This is a genomic window from Solwaraspora sp. WMMD406 (assembly GCF_029626025.1).
Classification (GTDB): domain Bacteria; phylum Actinomycetota; class Actinomycetes; order Mycobacteriales; family Micromonosporaceae; genus Micromonospora_E.
The window spans coordinates 4,078,422-4,098,789 of sequence record NZ_JARUBF010000001.1 but is presented as its reverse complement, the minus strand read 5'-3'; the positions used below and the strand labels follow the sequence as shown (position 1 = coordinate 4,098,789).

The following is a 20,368-nucleotide window of genomic DNA, read 5'->3' as shown; positions in this document are numbered from 1 at the left end:
GGTCACCATGCAACCGGACGGTCCGTACCAGCTCATCGAGATGCTGGGCTCGTGCCAGGTCGGCAGTGTCTGGTCGGCGGTGGAGCCGGGCGGTGAGGGCTTGACGGTGGCGATCCTCGACGCGGCCGTCGCCGAGGATCCACGGTGGCGCGAGGCGTTCACGGCAGCGGCGAACTCGCTGCGTGGCGGCCGGCCGGGCGAGCCGGCCTTCCGGTACGCCGACTTCACGGCGGCCACTCCCTGGGTGGCCTGCGGCACCAGGCCCGAACTGGGCGCGGAGCGGGTGTTCACCGCTCTCGGCCAGGACTACCAGGCGCTGCCGCCGGACTTGCGGGCAGGCCCGGACCCGGCACCGGATCCGGCGGGAGTCCGGGACCCGGACGCGACGCAGGTCCAGCCCTCGGGCCTGACATCCGAGCCGGCCCGATCCGGCGTGGACGCCGACGCCACCCAGCGGATCGCCGCGCTCGGACCGACCAGTCCCGGTGGGAACCCGTGGAGCGGCGGCCCACAGCGGACCCCGCCGGCGGCCGCCGGCCAGCCGACGTCCGGCGCAGCACAGACACCGTCGACCTATCCGACCTCCGGCGCGCCGCAGCCGCACGCGACCTATCCGACCTCCGGCGTGCCGCAGCCGCACGCGACCTATCCGACCTCCGGCGCGCCGCAGCCGCCCAGCCACCCGACCTCCGGCGCGCCCCAGACACCGACGGACGGCCCGTTTCCGCCAGCCGGACCAGCGTCGCACCAGCCGGAGTATCCGCCGGTGCCGAGGTTCCCCCCGACCCCGCCGCCGAAACGGCGGCCAGCCCGGTGGATCGTGGCTGGCGCGCTCGTCCTCGCCGTGGTTCTCGGCGTGAGCGCGGCGATCATCTGGTGGCCGAACGGCTCGGACGAGCCGGCACCACCCGTCGCCGGGCCGTCAGACGAGCCGGCGACGACGGGTGACGAGCCGCCGGGACTGCCGACCGCGATCCCGCTCGAACCCGGACTCGAACCGCCGACGGACGGCGCGTGGCCGACCGAATGGCCCCGGTTCCTCCCAACAGACACCGTACGGACCTATCTGGATCTGGCCGAGCTGGGCTTCACCGTCAAGGTGCCACGGGACTGGGAATGTGTGACCGGCAGCCGAAACGCACAGGACGGGAGCTTCCAGTGCGGGTCCACCCTGGGTGACGGTCAGCGCATCGGCGGCGAGCTGCTGGTCCGGCCGTGTCCCGACGGGTGCTCGGAGAGCCGGCGCACGGCGATGCGTCAAGCCGAGGAGGCATGGGGGCTGCAGTGGGTACGGGCGGGCCAGACCAGCACGTACGCCGAATCGAGCGGGCTGCAGATCGACGGCCAGCCCCGGTACGCGCTGGTCATCGTCGGCTACTGGCGAAGCGGTGTGGACGGCGTCCTGGATCGGCAGTTGGTGTTCCGGATGACCGCGCCGGTGGACGGTGCCGGACAGCTACGCCGGATCGCCAGCTATCTGCGTGACTCGCTGCTGCTGTGATCCGCCGCGACCAGGTCTGACGCGACCACGGACGCCGACGACGGGTCGGCGGCGGCTAGGTCGGCGGCAGCCGGGTCAGCCCCGGCCGGGTCGGCGGCGGCCGACGTCGCGTCGCCGGGCCAGCCGCACCCGAGTCGCACGATCAACATCAGCGGCAGCCAGACGGCGTAGCCGCCCAGGGTGGTCGGCAGCTGGGAGGCTTCCAGCCAGGCCAGGTAGCCGAACGAGATCAGAAAAAGCCCGGCTGCCGGTACACCGAGGGCGGCCAGCCGCAGCGCCTGTCGCCAGGCCAACACGCAGAGCAGCCCGAACAGGACGGTCGACACCAGTCCCCCGACGACGAGCAGATGCACCATCACGTTGTGGGCGTGCGTGTAGCGGCTGCCCAGCTCGTCGGCGAGCTCCGGCCGGTCGAAGTAGGCAAGTCCCCAGCCCCAGAGCGGCTTGTCGCTCCAGTGGCTTAGAACCGACGACCAGATCCGGCCGCGAGCCGTGAACGCCTCCGGATCGGTGGTCACCAACGGCACCACGACGGTCAGCGCGACCGCGCCCAGCGCCGGCACCGACAGCAGCCAAGGCAGCAGGTGCCGGCGACGTGGCACCGACAGCAGCCAGGGCAGCGGGTACGGGCGACGCGGTGCGGACAGCACCCGGACGAGCAGGTAGCCGCCGACCACCATGACGGTGGCGAGCTGACTGGTCCGCGACCCGGTCCAGTAGAGCGCGAAGAGCGTCACCGCCAGGGTCGGCCACCGTACCCATCGGTGGGCGATGGTCAGCGCGAACGGGACACTCAGCGCCAGGCTGATGCCCAGGACGTTCGGATGCGACAACGGCCCGGCGAGCAGCCCACCGAGAAAGCCGTCCTTGGCTCCGGCCAGATCACCGGAGAGCATCCCGAGATCGGGCCGGAACGCGGCGAGCGTGATCGAGACGGCGGCGGTGACCCCACCGAGGACACCCAGCAGCTGCAGCACCACCGGGCGCGGCGGCAGGGCCCAGATGGCCAGCGCCGCCACCGGCAGGGCCAGGTCCATCAGACCCGGCGGGCGCCCGCCGAGGGTGTCGGCGACGGTCAACGCGACGATCGGGGCGAGGACGGCGAGCAGCCAGCGCGGGTTCGCCAGTCGCGGTCGCCGCCACAGGCCGTACCCGATCATCGTGGCGGCCACCCCGAGGAACGCCAGCCCCAGGAGTTCACCGGTCAGGTCGACGATGGACGCGGACACCCCGCCCCGGCTGTTGAACTCGGGACGTCCGGCGGTCGCGACGGACAGCAGGTGGGTGCCGATCACCCGGAGCCAGGCCAGCCCGATCAGCAGTCCGGCACCGATCGTGCCGGGACCGATCCGCTGGACCAGGGCGACCGTCCGGGCCACCGGGGCGGACCGGGCGATCTCCCGCGATCGGTCGATGATCATGCGAATGTCCTCCGGATAGGGCACGGTCAGCATTCTCAGCGAGGGCCCGTCGATCCGGCGCACCAGGATCGCCGCGACCAGCACGGAGACGCCGTAGCCGCCGAGACTGGCGACTGCGGCACCGGCGGCCCCGAACCCGGCCAGGACGAACAGGAGTACCAGCCCGCTGACCGACCCGCCGACCAGGGCCGCCGACGACCAGCCGGGTCGGTCGCCGACCAACAGCACCGCGCTGAAGATCGTCATCGCGGTGTAGAGAACGGTGCCGGCGCAGAGGATCACGGCCGGCAGGACCGACGGGGCGAACGCCGACCCGAAGACGAACGGCACCGCGACGCCGGCGATGACCGCGAGCAGACCGCAGGCCGCCACCGACACCAGCACCGCGAGGCGGGCGACCTGGGTCGCCGCCCGGGGATCGGTGGTCGCCGCCCGTCCCATCAGGACGGTACGGGCGGCGGTCGCGATCACCATCGGGATCTCCGCGACGCTGACCGCCACGGCGTAGTAGCCGAGCTCGCGGGCCCCGATCACCGGTAGCCCGATGATCTGGTCCAGCCGCGCGCTGGAGATCGCCGCCAACACCCCGGGCAGGCAGGTCAGCGAGTAGGCGACCAGCGACCGCGACGGTATCCGGACCGGCTCCGCCGCGTCCGGACCGGCGCCCGACGCGACAGACACAGATGCCGACGACACGGGCGCAGCGGCGGGTGAGCGCATCCGCACCAGCCCGATCGCCACGCCGGCGATCACCGACAGCAGGAACACCAGGCCGGCGACGAACGCGCTCAGGTCGAACGCGACACACGCGAAGATCACCACCACGGTACGGACCAGCGCCGGCACGACCTTGACCAGGTTGACGCCACGAACGTCGGCGGTGCCGGTCAGCGCGCCGATGACCAGATTGGCCAGGATGTGCAGCGGTGCCAGCACGGCCAGCGTCAGGAACTGTCCCTGACGGGTCGGGTCGGCGGCGAACACGACGGCGCCGAGGACGCCGAGCAGCGCCACCCCCAGCAGGCCGAGAGGGAGCACCGCGATCAGGCTGACCCGGACCGCCTGCCGGCTGGTCAGCAGGTTCTTGCGCAGGTGGAAGCTGAGGGCGTCCTGCAGCCCGAAGGTGCCGATCCAGCCGCAGACCACGATCGGCAGGGTCAACGCGGCGTACAGCCCACGACCGTCCGGGCCGAGTTCGCGCGACAGGAACGGGCTGATCAGCAGTCCGCTGAGCGGGATCACCAGGTTGGCGGCGGACGCCGACATCAGCCGGCGCGTCGACATCAGCCGGCCCCGTCGGGCACCGTCACGTCGAGGTGACCGGTACGGCGCAACGACGTGATCAGGTGGGTCTCGAAGTGCCGGGCCGAGAACCGGCGGTCCACCAGGGCGAGGGCCTCGGCGGCCATCCGGTCCATCCGCTGTGGGCTGGTCGTCGCCACCGCTTTGGCGATCTCCGCCGGCGTCCGGGCCAGCCGTACCGCCTCGGTGGGCGGTATCCCCTCGGCGCCGACCGGTGTGCTGAACACCGGCAGGCCGTGGGCCAGCAGGGTCAACGTCTTGAGTTTGACCCCGGCGCCGCTCCACACCGGGACCACCGCCGCCCGGGCCGGGGCGAGTACGGGCCGCAGGTCGTCGACGTAGCCGAGCACCTCGATGCCGGGCCACGCGGCGAGTTCGCGTCGGAGCTGGTCGGTCAGGCCCGAGCCGACCAGGGTCAGCCGGTAGCCGGCCTGGTGCAGCCGCCCCCAGCCCTCGCGCAGGAACCGGCGCAGACCGAGCAGGTTGGGCCGGTACGCGAAGCTGCTCAGCCACACCAGCTGCCGGGGTCGCGGCGCCGGCTGGTGGTCGGCCGGCAGCGGTACGCAGCTGGCCAGAGTGAAGTCGGCGGACCGCCGATGGTGGTGGTGTAGCCGGTCGGCTTCCTCGGCGCTGGTGACCGAGACGGTGGCGCACCGTGCCAGGGCCCGGGCCTCGAACCGGGTGGAGACGTCGGCCAGGTAGCGGGCCCGGAGCCGGTGCGCGAGCCCGGGTGCCTCGGTGACGTCCTGCCGGCTGCTGGCGGCCAGCACGTTGGCTTTGTCCCAATGCCAGCGCAGTCGGGTGCCGGCCAGGTAGGCGCCGGCGGCCTCGCCGATGGCGATCGCCGAGCCGGGGACGGCGACCGGCTCGGCGGCGAGGTCGTCGTGCAGCGGCCGGCTGTAGCGGGTCCGGATCCAGGGCGGCAGCCCGGCGGCGAACGCCTCCGGGTAGCGGCCGAGCGGGCCGAGCCGGCCGAACCGGTACGGGGTGGCCCGGTAGTCGATCACCCGTACCCGGGGTAGTAGTCGTCGCAGCTGGTCGACCCGCTCGTCGGTGGTGTCGACGCGGCGGACCACCCGCAGCGTGTACGGCTGGACCCGGGCGATCGCCCGCAGGATCATCATGACCCGGACCGGGTCGCCCCGGTCGGCCGGCAGCGGGAAGTAGGTCGAGACGACGGTCAGTCCCATCGGCCGGTGGCCTCCGGTCGGTCGGTCCGTCCGGCGAGGTGGTGCCAGGTGGTCAGCAGCCGTCGGGCCTGCAACGTGGGGCTGAACTCGCGGTCGATCCGGTCCCGCAGGGCCTTGACCCGGTGGGCGGCGTCGGCCGGGTCGTCGACGACCTGCCGGACGGCGGTGGCGAGAGCATGCGCGTCGTCCGGGGCCACCAGCCAGCCACCGTCGTCGCCGACGAGCTCCGGGATACCGGAGATCAGGGTGCTGACCACCGGAACTCCCCGGCTGCCGGCTTCCATCAGGAACACCGGGATGCCGTCGAGGTCGCCGTCCGGTCCGGGCCGGCACGCGAGTACGGCGACGTCGGCTCCGGCCAGCGCCCCGGTGGCGGTCTGGTGGGACACCGCTCCGTGGAAGGTGACCACGTCGGTGAGCCGCAGGTGCGCGGCGTACTGGGTCAGCTCGGCGCGCAGCGGGCCGTCGCCGTAGATGTCGTACCGGACCGGCAGACCGGAGTCGATCAGCCGGGCCACGGCGTCAAGACAGAGCCGGATGCCTTTCTTGGCCACCAGCCGGGCCACGGTCACGATCCGGAAGGGCGGCTCGGTGCGCCGGGGTGGCGGGTCGAGCAGCTGGCCGTCGAACGCGGCCCGGACCACGCTGTGCGGGACCGACGACATGTTCACCCCGCGCGCGCCGATCTGCCGGGCGGCGGCGGCGGAGACGACGAAGAGGTGATCCAGCCGGGTCAGGCGGCGGCGCAGCGCCAACCGGTTGCGTTCCAGCAGGAAGTCGGCGGCGTGCGCGGTGGCGGTCACCGGCCGGCCCAGGTCACGGGCGAGCAGGGTCGCCACCGCGGTCGGCAGGTTGACGAAGTGGGCGTGCACGACGTCCGGCGCGAAGGCGGCCACGTCGCGACGCAGCCGGTCGGCGTAGCTGGCGGCCAGCACCGCGCGGGCACCGTAGGACAGTCCGAGCCGGTGGGTGTGCCGAACCAGCCGGGCCGGTCGGCGCAGCGCGGTGACGGCGACGTCGGCGACGTCGGCGCGGCGACCACCGTCGCCGCGCCGGGCGGCGAAGACACCGACCCGCGCCCCGGCGGCCCGTACCGCGGCGATCTCGCAGGTGATGAAGGTTTCGCTGTAGTGGGGTGGGGCGAGCAGCACGTACGCCACCCGTAGTGGCCGAGGGGCTTCGCTCATCCGTTCCGCCTTCCCCGGTCGGACCGGGCCCGCCGTACCTGTGCGAAGAAGTCGCCGTGAGCGTGGACGCACTCGTCGTCGGTGGCGACGCCGGGGGTGCGGGCCGCCCCGGTGGCGATGGTCCGCCGGCGGTCGGCCGATTCGGCCAGCGTACGCAGTGCTCCGGCGAGCGCTTCGGCGTCCCCCGGCGGGACCAGTTCGCCGTTGATCCCGGGCCGGATCCATTCCCCGGGGCCGCCGCCGGCGGTGGCGACCACCGGTGTGGCGTGGGCCAGGGCTTGGACGACGGACTGGCCCAGCGGCTCCGGACGGGTGGAGGCGTGGACCAGGATGTCGACCGAGTCGAGGAATCCGGGGACGTCGTCGACGTGGCCGAGGAAGCTGACCTGGTCGGCGATGCCCAGGGTGTGGGCGAGTCGACGGAGTTCGTCGGCGTACCCGGCCTCGTCGAACAGCGGTGCCCCGGCGAGGTGCGCCCGTACCCCGGTGCCGGCGAAGGCGCGGGCGAATGCGGTGAGGAAGACGTGTTGGCCCTTCCAGCGTTGCAGTCGCCCGATCATCCCGACGGTGGTGACGGTCGGCGCGACATGGGGTGCGGTCCGCCGGGCCGTGATGCCGATCGGGCTTTGCAGCACGGCGCTGAGGGCCTGGCCGGGATACAGGCCGGCGGCGGAACGCAGCGTGGTCCGCGAGTTGGCGATGACGCCGTCTGCGCGGCGCAACACGGGACGGAACGCGGTGTAGCCGAACCGGCCCAGGCTGTCCGGGGTGACCAGGTCCCGCAGGTGCACGACGAGGGGGATCCGGCGACGCGGATCGGCGAGCGCGCACATGATGGCGGCGGCGGCGGTGTTGGCGTGCACCACGTCGGCTTCGGCCCACGACGGGCTGTCCCGGAGTCGCCGTGCTCCGGCGCGGAGCGCCGCCAGGTAGCGCGCGACCAGTAGCGGGCTGCGGCTGCGGGTGCCGCCGGTCGGCAGACCGGGCAGGCTGCGGTCGACCCGTATCTGGTGGTCGGGATCGTCGAGGTCGTCGAGGTCGGCGAAGGCGCCGCCGGGCCGTGGCACGATCAGCGACGCCTGCCAGTCGTGGGGCCGCGACAGCAACCGGAGCAGGGCGAGTTCGGCACCACCGGGGTGGGCGGTGTGGTCGACGTGCAGCACCCGCAGGGTGGCTGGCCGGTCAGGGGCACGCATCGTCGATCCAGGCGCCGAGCTTGGCGGTGAACTCGGCAGCGGAGAACGCCTTCGCGTGTGCCTGGATCCGGCCCTGGTCGAGCTGGCCGATCCGGTGCAGCGCCGGCAGGTAGTCCTCGGGCCCGGTGGAGTCGACGAGGAAGCCGGTCTCGGTGTCGACGACCGTCTCCAGCAGCCCGCCGCGCGCCAGCCCGAGGACCGGCGTACCGCAGGCCTGGGCTTCGACCGGGATGATGCCGAAGTCTTCGTGCACCGGGAAGAGCAGGGCCCGCGCTCCCCAGTAGAGCTGGCGCAGCCGTTCGCGGTCGGGGCGGACCTCGAAGGTGACCCGGGCACCGACCCGGTCGGCGTGGCGGCGCAGGTGGTGCTCCTCGGGACCGGAGCCGGCGATGATCACCGGTAGTCCGGCGGCGGCGGCGATCGAGATGATCAGATCAAACCTCTTGTACGGAATCCACCGTCCCACCCCGAGCAGGTAGTCACGGGACTGCCCGGTGTCGGCGGGTGGGGCCGCCGCGAAATAATCGACGTCGACCGGCGGGTGGATGACCACCGCGTCGCGCCGCCAGAACCGCCGGATCCGGGCCCGTACCTCGTGAGAGTTCGCCGCGTAGCTGTCCACGTGGCGGCTGAGCCGTACGTCGGCGGTCCGCAGCGCGCGCCGGGGCAGGGCGAGCAGCGGCCCGGAGCCACGGCCGTCGAAGTCGGGGCTCCAGACGTAACGGGCCGGCGAGTGGACGTAGCTGAGATGCCGGGTGTGTCCGGCCGCGCCAAGCCGTACGGTGTGCGCGAACGCGTGGCTGGACGACACGACCACGTCGTAGCGTCGCCGGGTCAGGGTGCGCCAGACCAGCGGCATGACCGGCAGCGCGAGGGTCTTGCTGTGCCGCAGTGGGGTCCGGGCCAGCCACGACTCCCGGAGGCCCGCGTCGGTGACGTCAGGGTCTTTCCAGAGTACGAAGCGGTCGGCGTGCGGCAGGGCGGCGGCGATGTGCCGGAACACCTGTTCGGAGCCGCCGGTGGCACCGACCCACTCGTGTACGAGCGCGACCCGACGGTCCGCCAGCTGTGTCATCTGGAGTGTGTCTCCCGCGAAACTCACCTGCCCGGCGGGCCTGCCGGCGAGCGATGCTACCGCACCGTCGTTTCCGGTGTGGACCGCGGCCGGCGACGATGCGCACCTGCGCCGAGATCGCGGACTCCGACGTGATCGCCCAGGTTCGATAGGGTGACGAGCATGACCGGCGACGTCGCGCTCCTGCTGCGCCGGGTCGGGTTCGGTCCGACCGCCGCCGAGCTGACCTCGGCACGGCAGGCCGGCTACCAGGCGACGGTGTCCACCGTGTTGGCACCGACCGGTCCCGACATCGGAGCGACCAGCGCTCCCGTGCCGGATCTGGGCTCGGACCCGTACGCCGAGTGGTCGAACCCCAGCGACGACCAGCGCCGCGAGGCCGACCAGCGGCGGCAGGCGCAGCTGGAGCGGCTCAGCCGGTGGTGGCTGGACCGGATGGCGGTGGCCCGGCATCAGGCCGTCGAGAAGCTGATCTTCTTCTGGCACGGGCACTGGGCGACCGCCGTGACCAAGGTGAAGAGTCCGCAGTTGATGCTGACCCAGCACCAGACGATCCGGGCGGCTCGCGACATCGCCGACCTGTCCCGACGAATGGTGCGCGACCCGGCGCTGGTGCATTGGCTCGACGGGCAGCTCAACACCCGCGAAGCGCCCAACGAGAACCTCGCCCGCGAGCTGTTCGAGCTGTTCCTGCTCGGCATCGGGCAGTACACCGAGGCCGACGTCAAGCAGGCCGGTCGGGCGTTGACCGGGTGGCGGATCGACCTGGCCGCCCGGACCACCGCGTTCGACCCGCCGCGCCACGACGGCGGCGACAAGACGATCCTGGGGGTGACCGGGCCGTTCGGCGCGGCCGGTCTGGTCGATCTGCTGCTGAGTCGTCCGGCGTGCCCTCGGTTCGTCGCGTCCCGGCTGTGGTTCCGGTACGCGTCGTCGCAGGAACCGGTCCCGGAGGCGACCCGGGAACGGATGGCCGACGCCTTCCCGGATCCGATGGCGATGCTGGGTGCCCTGTTCACCGACGAGGCGTTCACCGCCACCCGGGGCAGCCTGGTCAAGCAGCCCATCGAGTGGTTCGTCGGCGGGCTGCGTCAGCTCGGTGTCCGGCCGGCGGCGATTCCCCCCGACATGCTGCCGGAGATCCTCAACGGCCTCAGCGGGCTCGGTCAGCGGCCGTTCAACCCGCCCAGCGTCGGCGGTTGGCCGGCCGGCGCGGCCTGGTTGACCTCGGCGGCGGCCCAGGTCCGGCTGAGTCTCGCCGGCAAGATGGTCAGCCTGATCGAACCCGGACCGCTGAGTCCGGCGGATGTGGCCTACCTGCTGTGCGTCGACGGGTGGACCGACCGTACGTACGCGGTGCTGCGCGATGTCCGCAACGCCCGAATGCTGCTGACCCTCGGTCTGGCCAGCCCGGAATACCTGGTGACCTGAGCGATGGACGCGCTGACCCGACGCCGGTTCCTGGTCGCCTCCGGGGTGACCGGGGCGAGCGCGCTGGCCGCCGGTGCCGGCGGGATCGCCCTGGCCGACCTGCTGCGCGGCGCCGGGCCCGCCCCCGGAGGCGGTGGCGGTGGCGCCGCCGACACCGGCCACGGTGACGTCCTGGTGCTGGTCACGCTCTACGGTGGCAACGACGGACTCAACACCGTGGTGCCGTACGCCGATCGGGCCTATCACTCGGCCCGGCCGGAGCTGGCCTACTCCCCCGAGTCGGTGCTACCGCTCGACGCCGAGCTCGGCCTCAACCCGATGCTGACCGGACTGCACCAGCTGTGGCGTCGTCAGCGGCTGGCGCTCGTTCTGGGCGTGGGCTATCCCCGACCGGACCGCAGTCATTTCCGCTCGATGGACATCTGGCAGACCGCGTCGCCGACGCGGCCGGCCACCACCGGTTGGGTGGGTCGCTGGTTGGACGGCACCGACGCGCCGGTGAACACGGCGGTCAGTTTCGAACCGGTGCTGCCGCCGCTGCTCGTCGGGCGCAACCGGATCGGCGCCTGTGTCAGCTACCGGGGCCTCGACGTGCCGGACTGGATCGATCCCCGGGTGGTCGCCACGCTCGGGGCGGGCGAGCCCGGGGAGCCGCCGATGCAGGCCCGGGCGGCGGCGGCGTACCAGGATCTGGTCGACATGGCGGCGACGGTCCGTTCGGCCCAGGAGTTGACCGACCCGCTCGCGGCCGCCGGCACCGACGACGACCCGGCGGTGCTCGCCGCCACCGGCACCGGCGGCGCCAGTGCGTTGGCGACCCAGCTCAGTCTGGTCGCGCGGTGCGTCACGCTGGGCGTCGCGACGCGGGTCTACTCGGTGAGCCTGGGCGGGTTCGACACCCACGCGCGGGAACGCGCCGGGCAGGAGATGCTACTGCGGCAGCTGGACCGGGCGCTCACCGGATTCGTCGACGCGATGTCGCGCACCCCCGCCGGTCGCCGGGTCACCGTCGTGGTCTACAGCGAGTTCGGCCGCCGGGTCCGGGCAAACGCCTCGGACGGCACCGATCACGGCACCGCCGGGCCGGTCCTGCTGCTGGGGCACCGGGTCGCCGGCGGCCGGTACGGCGAGCAGCCGTCGCTGACCGACCTCGACGACGGTGACCTGAAGGCCACTGTTGATTTCCGTGACGTGTTCGGCACCCTGCTCGGCGAGGTGCTGGGCGCGGATCCGGCCGCCTACCTCGACGGCTACCAGCCGACGATGCTGCCGCTGCTGCGCCCGGCCTGACGGGGATGGCGTCGGTCAGCTATCGGCCGCTGCCGCGGAAGACCTCCGCGACGGTTCGCAGCACCACCTTGACGTCGAGCCACAGCGACCAGTTCTCGATGTAGTAGTTGTCGAATCTGGCCCGGTCGGAGATCGGTGTGTCGCCGCGCGATCCGCTGACCTGGGCGAGCCCGGTCAGGCCGACCGGGACGCGGTGCCGCATGGCGTAGTCGGGGTGCTCGGCGGAGAACTTCTCCACGAAGTAGGGCCGTTCCGGGCGGGGCCCGACCACCGTCATGTCGCCTCGCAGGATGTTCCACAGCTGGGGCAGTTCGTCCAGTGAGGTCCGCCGCATGAACCGACCGATCAGGCTGACCCGGTGGTCGTCGGCGATGGACCAGAGCGTCCTGGACTCCTGGTCGTTGGCGGGCCGCATGGTGCGGAACTTGATGACGTCGAATCGTCTGCCGAACTGGCCGATGCGTTCCTGGCGGAAGAAGACGCCCCGACCGCCGTCGGCGAGAGTCGCCAGCGCGCACAGCAGCAGGACCGGACTGAGTAGCAGCAACGCGACGGAGGCGAACACGACGTCGGAGGCACGTTTGAGGGCCCACCGTGGCCCGGAGAGGCTGACGTGCGGCACGTGGACGAGCGGGATGGCACCGATGTGATCGTGTGGGCGGCCCGGCGAGCGGGAGCCCCAGAGCCGGGCGACGGCCCACAGGTCGCGGCTGGCGCACGCCGGCCGGCGCAGCAGTTCCATCAGCTCGGCCTCCGGACAGTCCGGTTCGGCGATGATCAGCACGTCGCAGTCGACCAGGTCGATCACCGTGTCGAGGTCGTCGAAGGTGCCCAGCAACGGCGCCGAGGTGCCGGAGCCCCGCCGGGCCGGAGAGTCAACGCAGCCGGCGAAGCGCAGGCCGTAACTGGGATGGCGGCGCATCAGCCGGCCGAGTTCGACGGCCACCGGGCCGCTGCCGAGAACGACCGCGTTGTGTTCGACCCACCGGCGCCGGCGGGCGAAGACGACGACTGTGCGGGTGACGGCCCGACCGAGGATCAGCAATACGGCCGAGATGGCGATCGCGCGGGTCAGGTCGGCGACGTGGGCGACCGAATCGTGCCGTGCCCCGGCGACGATCGCCACGACGCCGGCGCAGGCGAGCAGCCGACCGGCCAGAACCGGCAGTTCGTCGAGGATGCTGACGTGCCGGCGTGGCTGGTAGAGGCCGCCGAAGGCGAACACGGTGACGGTCAGGACGGCCATGGCCAGGGTGCCCGGCCACTGATCGGTCGACACCGCCAGCGGGGCGAGCAGGGCCAGCACGTCCGCCGGCGCGGTGATCATCCAGGCCCGCAACGGTCGGGTACGGGTCGACGCCCGGGAGCCAGCGTACGGCAACACCGTGGTGGGGCCGGTGTGCTGGTCGAACTCGGGGACGGCGACGTCTGCGCCGCGCGGGGGTCCCGCCGGGTCGGCGCTCGTGGCGGTCTCGGAAGGCGGCGGGCGCACCGTCCGGGGTCGCGGGACGAACGACGTCACCGGATCGACCGCGCCCGGACCGGCTGAGTCGGCCGGCTCGGCCGGGCCGAGCAGCGGTAACTCGACGGTCGCCTCCCGGCCGGCCGCCGACGACGGCGACGTGTCCACGGCCTCTCCCTGGCCTTGTGAGTCGGAGCTGGATCCGGATGTGGTCGTGGTACCCGCCGCCGCGTTCACTCGACTGTCGTCACGTGGCCGAGGTCACCCGGCGGCGGCGAGGATCTCCGTCACGGCGTCGCGACGGACCGCGTCGTAGAAGGTGGCGGCGGCCTCGGTGTCGGCGAAGACGACGCTTTCGTCACCCACCCGGCCGGTACCCGTGGTCGGGCTGGTCACGAAGGTGAGGTCGTCACCGCGCAGGTGGCGCAGTTCCGCCCCCGTGTCGAACAGGGACAGCGTCTCGTCGACGGCCACCGCGTCGGCGGTGGCCCGGATGAACGAGTTGAGGGTGGCCGGGTTGGTCAACACCCCACCGGACGCGGCCTTTTCCAGGATCGCCTTGATGACCTGCTGCTGGTGGCGGATCCGGGCGAAGTCGCCGTCGGCGAACGCGTACCGTTCCCGGGCGTAGTCCAGTGCCGCCGCGCCGTCCATGGTCTGCGGCCCGGCCGCGAACGACCGTCGTCCGTCGGGGTTGAGCGAGTGCGTGGAGGTGAACGCCTGTTCCACGTCGATCTCGACGCCGCCCAGCGCGTCGATGATCGCCCGGAAGCCGGCGAAGTCGACAAGTGCCACGTTGTCGATCCGTACGCCGGTGAACTCCTCGACGGTCTGCACCATCAGCGGGATGCCGCCCCAGGCGTACGCGGCGTTGATCTTCGCCTCCCGGCCGCCGAGGCTGCCGTCGCGGTTCGGTGGGACGAAGACCCAGGTGTCCCGGGGGATGGAGACAAGCTGGGCGCTCTGCCGGTCGGCCGCGAGGTGCGCCAGGATGATCGTGTCACTGCGGGAGCCCGACGAACTGTCCGGATCCCGGGAATCGCTACCGAGGATGAGGATGTTGGTCGCCGTGGTGACCTTCTCCGGACGGGACTCCTCCGGTACCGCGTCGAACGCCTGTACCCGCTCGATGTCCGACTCGATGGAGCGCAGGTAGAAGCCACCGGCGAGCAGGCCACCGCCGGCCAGGACGGCGAACACGACGACGACGGCCAGTACGATCCGCAACGCGCGTCGACGGCGACCCGTGGTCCTGGCGGCCGGGCCCTGATCGGCGTCGAGGCGAGTCCCGTTCGGGTCTGAACGGTCGATCTCCTGGGTGGACGCGTGCTCCGCGACCTGCGGTCGACGTGACATGCCAGAGATAGTACTGACAGACATTTCCGGATCGTGTCCCGCGCCGAGCGGCACCGGACCGGTCGCTGATCATGGCCTCCACTGTGGCGAGCATGAACGACACTGTGACGACATCGTGACGGCGGCGCGGGAAGCGGGGTACGACATGGCGATCGGGGTGACGCGGTGACGGATGGTTCCGGGCCGAACCGGGCACGGGACCGGTTCGCCTCCCGAGGGATGGCCGAGCTGCTGGGTGTCGTCGGCCGGTTGCTGCGCCGGCCCCGACGCGGCGAACACCAGCTTCCGTTGATCATCTCGGTCGGTGATGTCGACACCGACGTCCGGGACGGCCTGCTGCGACGATTGCGCCGGCCGACCCGCCGACGGGTCCCGCACATCGACCTCGACGCGGCGGCCTTCCCCGATCAGCAGGGAATCCGGCCGCTGCTCGACGCGATGCACCACCAGCTCGCCCTCGACGCCTTCGGCGGGCAGCCGTTCGTCTTCCGTCACTACCCGCTGGCCCGCTGGCTGATGGATCAACGGCTGACCGACGTGGAGGTCGCCGACCGGCGGTCCCGGATCACCGACATGCTGCGGGAACAACGGCGGCGGCCGGCGGCCGACAGCGGCCGGGGTGCCACGGACGCGGAGACAGCCTTCGCCGCGGCGTACCGCTTCGTGCTCTGGCTGGTGCTGCGCGCCGTGCCGGACGTGGTGTTCCGGGTCGCGCTGTCGGGTCGACTGCCGGTGGTCGGCAGCCGCTACCGCTGGTTCATGCGCCAGCAGTACCTGGCGCCCCGGCAAAGCGGCACGTTCACCGGGTTCGCCGAACGGCTGACCACCGACCGGCGCACCGGCGAACAGCCCGAGCAGGTCCGCAAGCTGCTGGTGCACGCGTTCCTGGAGGACCTGCGGGCGACGTACGCCCGGCGCGTCTGGTCACCCATCGGCTGGCGCCGGACCGCCTACCCGGTCCTGCTGCTGGACAACGTCGGGGTAGGCAACGCCGGCCACGCGCTGCTGCGGCTGGTCAACGACGTCCGCAACGAGACCGGCAGATGGGATCCGCTGCTGGTCGTGGCCCGCGCCGCGCCCGCTCACCCGGTGGCCGATCCGGCCGATCCGGCAGGTCCGACGTTTCGGCTGGCCGAGGCGAGCATCGGGCTCGACGAGTGGCTCGACGCCCTGCCCGAGCAGCGCCGGCTGCGACGCGCCGACGCCTGGTTCCTGCCGCTGGAGGCCGGACCGGAACACCAGGAACGGTACGGGCATCCGGCCGTACCGGATCTGGAGCCGCCGGCCCCGCCGTGGTGGGCGCGCCGGACGGTCGCCGCCGCGGTGGTCCTGGCGCTGCTCGCCGGCGTCGGCTTCTGGGCCAGTGGCCGCTGGGGTCCGGGCTGTTGGCCACGCCCCGGGCAGGGCGAGATCGCGCTGCGGCTGATCGGCGGCGAGTGCATAGGCTACAGCGACGACCTGGCGTACGTGTTCAACCAGGATCCCGGTCAGGTGGCGCTGCGCGCGGTCCAGGAGCGCATCTTCCGGCAGAACCGCGAGGTGACGCAGGTCTGGGAGAGCAGCCACCGGCGTCGACCGCTGATGACCCTGGTCTACCTGGGGATCATGACCGGGCAGCGGACCGGTCCGCGGGAGGTCTCCTACGTGTCGGAGCGGGAGGAGCTGGAGGGCATGGCGGTCGCCCAGTACGCCCGGATGAAGGCGTCGGCGAGCACCGACGGGCAGGCCCTGCTGCGGATCGTGGTCGCCAACGGCGGCAAGCAGATGCACCGCGCGGAGGACACCGTCGAACTGCTGGCCGATCTGGCCCGTCGGGATCCGACGGTGGTCGGCGTGATCGGGCTGGTGGAGAGTCGGACCACCACGGCGCGGGCGCTGCGACGACTCAACGAGGTGGGCCTGCCGGCGATCGCCCCTACCCTGTCGGCCGACGGGCTGCACCGCAACTCGCGGCTGTATCTGCAGATGGTGGCACCAAACGCCGACCAGGCGAAACTGGTGTCGTCGTACGCCACGGACGTGTTGGGTGTCGACGAGGCGCACGTCTACTACACCACCGGTGACAACAGTCCGCTCGCCGACGATCTGTATGTCAACACCCTGGTCACCGGGGTGGCCGGTCAGTTGGGCGACCGGGCGACCGCGCGTCAGTTCCGGGCCGGGGACTCCCTCAGCCACGAGTGCGGGTACGCCGGGATGCTCTTCTTCGCCGGCCGCTACTCCGAGTTCGACGAGTTTCTGGAGGCGTTGCGGGGTTGCCAGAACAACCCGCCGCTGCACCTGGTCGCCGACGACTCGGTCAACCGTTACCTGGCCAATCACCAGTTGCGGGCGAACGCACCGGGCAACCTGCCGGTGACGTACGTGTCGAAGGCGGCGTTGGCGATGTGCACCCGGCTGGTGGCCGACGCGGTCGACGACGAGTCCCGGCGCCGGTTCCTGGATCTGGTCCGCAAGCCCGATCTGCTCGTCGAGCGGCGGTGCGTCGACGGGTCCGGTCCGCCGGTCGGCGAGCGGGTGGCGCTGGCGTACGACGCGTCGATGATGTTGATCGGCGCGCTGGAGCAGTTGGCGGCGCGGTTGAGCATCGCGGCGCGGCCGTGGGATCCGCGCGCGGTGAGCCCGGTGGCGGTCTTCACCGAGGTGCTGCGGCAGAACGCCGGTGCCCCGTACCCCGGGGTGACCGGGCCGGTGCGGTTTTCGGCCGACACCGGTGAGCCGGTGGAGAAACGGCTGTCCCTGATGTACGTGCCGAGCGTGCCGGAGGTCGACCAGGAGCCGCAGGAGATCTTCTTCTGCGGTCGGGCGCGGCCGGACGACCCACCCGGGTGTCATCAGGTGGAGTCCCGGCTCCGCTAGCGGAAATGTCCGGGATCACCAGGTAGTCTCACCCGACGGAAAGCAGGGCACGGCACGCCGCGAGGAGCTGCAGAGGTGGTGGTTTTCGCTGCTCAGGGCGACCCGCGCCGGTCGATGGAGCTGTTGTGGCGTCGGTCCACGGCGGGCCGGTCCACGGCGGACGAGGGCGACGCAGGGTCAGGTAACCGGCCCGGCCCGCGACCCGGTCTGAGCGTCGAGGCGATCGTGGAGGCGGCGATCGCCCTGGCCGACGCCGAGGGGATCGGCGCGCTGTCGATGCGCGCGGTCGGCCAGCGGCTCGGACGCAGCGGCATGGCGCTGTACACGTACGTGCCGGGCAAGAGCGAACTGCTCGATCTGATGTACGACCAGGTGCACGCCGAGCTACCCACCGACTACCCGACGGTCGACGGGTGGCGTGCGGCGTTGACCGCCTGGGCCGATGACCTCTGGGCTTGTTACCTGCGGCACCCGTGGGTGTTGCAGGTGTCGTCGGCCCGGCCGGTGCTCGGTCCGCACGAGTACGCGCTGCTGGAGACGGCCGCGCGGATCCTCGGTCCGACCGGCCTGCCGGCGAGGGTGCTGTGGCGCACCATCGGTACGGTGATCCACTTCGTACGCGGCGTGGCGCTGACCGTCTCGCAGAGCCGACTCGCCCGGCAGGTCACCGGCAGCACCGACGACGAGTGGTGGCTCGCCCGGTCGGCGATGCTCACCGAGGTCGCTCCGGACTTCGCCGACCACTTCCCGACGCTCACCCGGCTGGAACGTGCGGGTGCGTTCCAGGTCGACGACGAGTCCGTGCCGTACCTGGAGCAGGAAGCCCGCGAGACATTCCAAAACGGACTAGACGTGTTGCTCGCCGGAATCCAGGTCACCGTCGACCAAAGCCATGACGCGCTGCGCGACGCCACCGAGCGGAAATCCGGATCACTGCCGACAGAATGACCGCAAAACCGGCTGTGACCTGGGCAGATTCATGATCACGTGATCGTCGCGACACGCCGTCGACACGAACCGACCGGAAATTGTGGGCCATCGCTTCGCAGCCAGGAGGTTGTTCATGGCCCCCACTCCCCCGACCGACGACGAGCTGAACACGTTGATCGTCGCGCAGCTCGCCTCACTCGGCATCGATCTCGATCAACTACCGGCGGGCACCACCGCCGACCCGGTCACCGGCAGCCCGGGCCGCGACTCCGTGCTCGCCTCGCTGCGCTCCTTCATGCGCAGCACCGTCCCCGCCCTGGCCGCGTACCAGATGCCCACCCCTGGGGCGGCCGACCCGGCGACCGCGATGGCGCTGTCGCAGCAGCCCGCGCCGATCCTCTACCCGTCCATCAGCACCGAATGGCGCAAGCCCCAATGACAGAGGACGCCGTGACAGACACCTCCACCGACCTCCAGCAGCCGCTGGACCGGATGATCGACCGCCGCGCCTTCCTAGCCCGTACGGCCGCACTCGCCGCGACCGCCACCGTCGGCACCATGGCCCTGCCCGGCCTCGCCGGAACCGCGTCGGCCGCACCCAGCCCGATCAGCGCGCCGGCGGTCAAGTTCAACCCGGAACTCGACCGGGGTGGCGCCTACACCAAGCCGCGCGAATCGGCGATGGCCGACCCGACGGAGTGGACGATCTCCGAAGCGGCCTGGATGATCCGGCACAACAAGATCGCCCCGGTCGAACTGCTCCAGGCCTACCTGGACCGGATCGCCGCCTACGACTCGACGTACCAGGCGTTCAACGTGGTCCTCGCCGAACAGGCGGTCAAGGCCGCCCGGCAGTGGGCGAACCGGCCGTACCGGGGACCGCTGCACGGCATCCCGCTGGCGATCAAGGACAACTACTTCACCGAGGGTGTGCCGACCACCGCCAACTCGTACCTGTTCCAGGACTTCGTCCCGCCGTACGACGCCACGTCCGTCGCCAAGCTCACCGTCCAGGGCGGCATCGTGCTCGGCAAGACCCAGATGGGTCCGCTGGCGACCACCCGGGCCACGTTGCCCAACGGGCAGGTCACCACGGTCAACGCCTGGACCCCGACGAACCCGTCTACCAACCCGGGCGGATCGTCGACCGGTACGGCCACCGCGGTCGCCGGCCGGATGGCCACCTCCGGCATCGGCACCCAGACCGGCGGATCGATCACCGCGCCGTCCAACGCGCAGAACCTCACCGGGATCAAGCCGACGATGGGCCGGGTGTCGCTGGCCGGGATCATCCCGCTCACCTACACCCGGGACCATCCCGGTCCGCTGGCCCGCGACGCCAAGGACGCGGCCATCATGCTGATGGCGATGGCCGGCCCCGACCCGGCCGACCCCCGCAGCCAGGGCCTGCCCCCGGTGCCGAACCTGATCAACGCGGCCACCCCCCGTTACGACGGCGGCACCTTGCGGATGCGGTGGAAAACCCGGATCGGCGTGCTGCCCGGCTACGCCGACGGCTCCTCGGAAACGGCGGTGGCGCGGCGGGCGTTCCTCGCCGCGATGGCGGAGATCCCCGAGTGCACGCTCGTCGAGGTGCCGTTCCCCGAGGAGTGGAACCTGCTCACCGGCGGCTCGTTCAACAACGTACGGCTGCCCGAACGCAGTGAGCCGTTCATGCCGTACCTGCGCTCCGACCTGCGGGGCTTCGGCGTGTCGGTGACCAGCTGGCTGCAGGGGGCGCTGCTGGGCGCCAACGGCTGGGTCACCGGCCAGCGGGCCAAGCTGCTGCTGCTGGAGCGCGTCCTCGACCAGATCTTCGGCTCGTGCGACGTGGTGGTGCAGACCAGCCCGGTGCCGTTCGACATCGTCGGACTGCCGGAGATCGCCTTCCCGATCGGCTTCACCGGCGGCGGCGTACCGATCGGCACCATCCTCGGTGGCCTGCCGTACGCCGAGGACCGGCTGTTGTCGGTGGTCGCCGCCTACCAGGCGGTCAGCGACTGGCACTGGCAGCGGCCGCCGAATCCGCCGACGGCCGCGCCGAGCGCCGCCGCCCGCGCCGCCACGGCGACCGCTTCGCGCGGCAGGCTCACCGCCGAGGAGGTCGCCGACCTGACCCAGTAGCCGTCGCCCGCCGTACCGATGCCGGCCCGGCCCGGCCACCCCAC

At 72.0% G+C, this 20,368-nt stretch carries 14 protein-coding genes; 7 read left to right on the top strand and 7 right to left on the bottom strand.

Going from position 1 to position 20,368, the window contains the following annotated elements:
- The first annotated feature begins 7 nt into the window (after positions 1-7).
- Complete coding sequence (locus O7632_RS17925; RefSeq protein ID WP_278115813.1) at positions 8-1,501, top strand: hypothetical protein; 1,494 nt, start codon at positions 8-10, stop codon at positions 1,499-1,501.
- On the opposite strand, the gene O7632_RS17920 is transcribed toward O7632_RS17925, so the two are convergent.
- Genes O7632_RS17920 through O7632_RS17900 form a run of 5 tightly spaced genes read right to left on the bottom strand, consistent with a single transcriptional unit; the run spans position 1,474 to position 8,872 of the window.
- Positions 1,474-4,206 (bottom strand): O-antigen ligase family protein, encoded by a 2,733-nt coding sequence (locus tag O7632_RS17920; RefSeq protein WP_278115812.1) that lies wholly within the window; start codon positions 4,204-4,206, stop codon positions 1,474-1,476. The genes O7632_RS17925 and O7632_RS17920 overlap by 28 nt on opposite strands.
- Positions 4,206-5,414 (bottom strand): glycosyltransferase, encoded by a 1,209-nt coding sequence (locus O7632_RS17915; protein ID WP_278115811.1) that lies wholly within the window; start codon positions 5,412-5,414, stop codon positions 4,206-4,208. Before O7632_RS17915 ends, O7632_RS17920 begins: the two co-directional genes overlap by 1 nt.
- Positions 5,405-6,601 carry a glycosyltransferase gene (locus tag O7632_RS17910; RefSeq protein WP_278115809.1) on the bottom strand — a complete coding sequence of 399 codons (1,197 nt, stop codon included), beginning with the start codon at positions 6,599-6,601 and terminating at the stop codon, positions 5,405-5,407. The genes O7632_RS17915 and O7632_RS17910 overlap by 10 nt, the downstream gene beginning before the upstream one ends.
- Entirely contained in the window at positions 6,598-7,797 is a 1,200-nt protein-coding gene (locus tag O7632_RS17905) for a glycosyltransferase (protein WP_278115807.1), read from the bottom strand. Before O7632_RS17905 ends, O7632_RS17910 begins: the two co-directional genes overlap by 4 nt.
- Positions 7,784-8,872, bottom strand: coding sequence for a glycosyltransferase (locus tag O7632_RS17900; protein WP_278115805.1), 1,089 nt, complete (start codon positions 8,870-8,872; stop codon positions 7,784-7,786). The genes O7632_RS17905 and O7632_RS17900 overlap by 14 nt, the downstream gene beginning before the upstream one ends.
- 162 nt (positions 8,873-9,034) lie before the next feature.
- Between O7632_RS17900 and O7632_RS17895 the strand changes: the two genes are divergently transcribed.
- Together O7632_RS17895 and O7632_RS17890 are read left to right on the top strand one after the other, a co-directional pair.
- Positions 9,035-10,303 (top strand): DUF1800 domain-containing protein, encoded by a 1,269-nt coding sequence (locus O7632_RS17895; RefSeq protein WP_278115803.1) that lies wholly within the window; start codon positions 9,035-9,037, stop codon positions 10,301-10,303.
- 3 nt (positions 10,304-10,306) lie between these two features.
- A complete protein-coding gene (locus tag O7632_RS17890; RefSeq protein WP_278115801.1) occupies positions 10,307-11,593 on the top strand; it encodes a DUF1501 domain-containing protein in 1,287 nt (428 codons plus the stop codon).
- A gap of 19 nt (positions 11,594-11,612) precedes the next feature.
- Here the strand turns inward: O7632_RS17890 and O7632_RS17885 are convergent, their stop codons facing one another.
- Together O7632_RS17885 and O7632_RS17880 are read right to left on the bottom strand one after the other, a co-directional pair.
- A complete protein-coding gene (locus tag O7632_RS17885; protein ID WP_278115800.1) occupies positions 11,613-13,223 on the bottom strand; it encodes a sugar transferase in 1,611 nt (536 codons plus the stop codon).
- A gap of 93 nt (positions 13,224-13,316) precedes the next feature.
- The gene (locus O7632_RS17880) at positions 13,317-14,411 is read right to left on the bottom strand and encodes an LCP family protein (protein WP_278115798.1); all 1,095 of its coding nucleotides are present in this window, start codon (positions 14,409-14,411) and stop codon (positions 13,317-13,319) included.
- 165 nt (positions 14,412-14,576) lie between these two features.
- Here O7632_RS17880 and O7632_RS17875 point away from each other — a divergent pair, with 165 nt between their 5' ends.
- The 4 genes from O7632_RS17875 to O7632_RS17860 all read left to right on the top strand — a co-directional run bounded on the left by O7632_RS17875 (position 14,577) and on the right by O7632_RS17860 (position 20,324).
- Complete coding sequence (locus O7632_RS17875) at positions 14,577-17,270, top strand: hypothetical protein (RefSeq protein ID WP_278115796.1); 2,694 nt, start codon at positions 14,577-14,579, stop codon at positions 17,268-17,270.
- A gap of 75 nt (positions 17,271-17,345) precedes the next feature.
- Entirely contained in the window at positions 17,346-18,218 is an 873-nt protein-coding gene (locus O7632_RS17870) for a TetR/AcrR family transcriptional regulator (protein ID WP_278115794.1), read from the top strand.
- A 115-nt stretch (positions 18,219-18,333) separates the two neighbouring features.
- Positions 18,334-18,639, top strand: a complete 306-nt coding sequence (locus O7632_RS17865; RefSeq protein ID WP_278115792.1) for a hypothetical protein — start codon at positions 18,334-18,336, stop codon at positions 18,637-18,639.
- 11 nt (positions 18,640-18,650) lie between these two features.
- Entirely contained in the window at positions 18,651-20,324 is a 1,674-nt protein-coding gene (locus O7632_RS17860) for an amidase (protein ID WP_278115790.1), read from the top strand.
- The last annotated feature ends 44 nt before the right edge of the window (positions 20,325-20,368 follow it).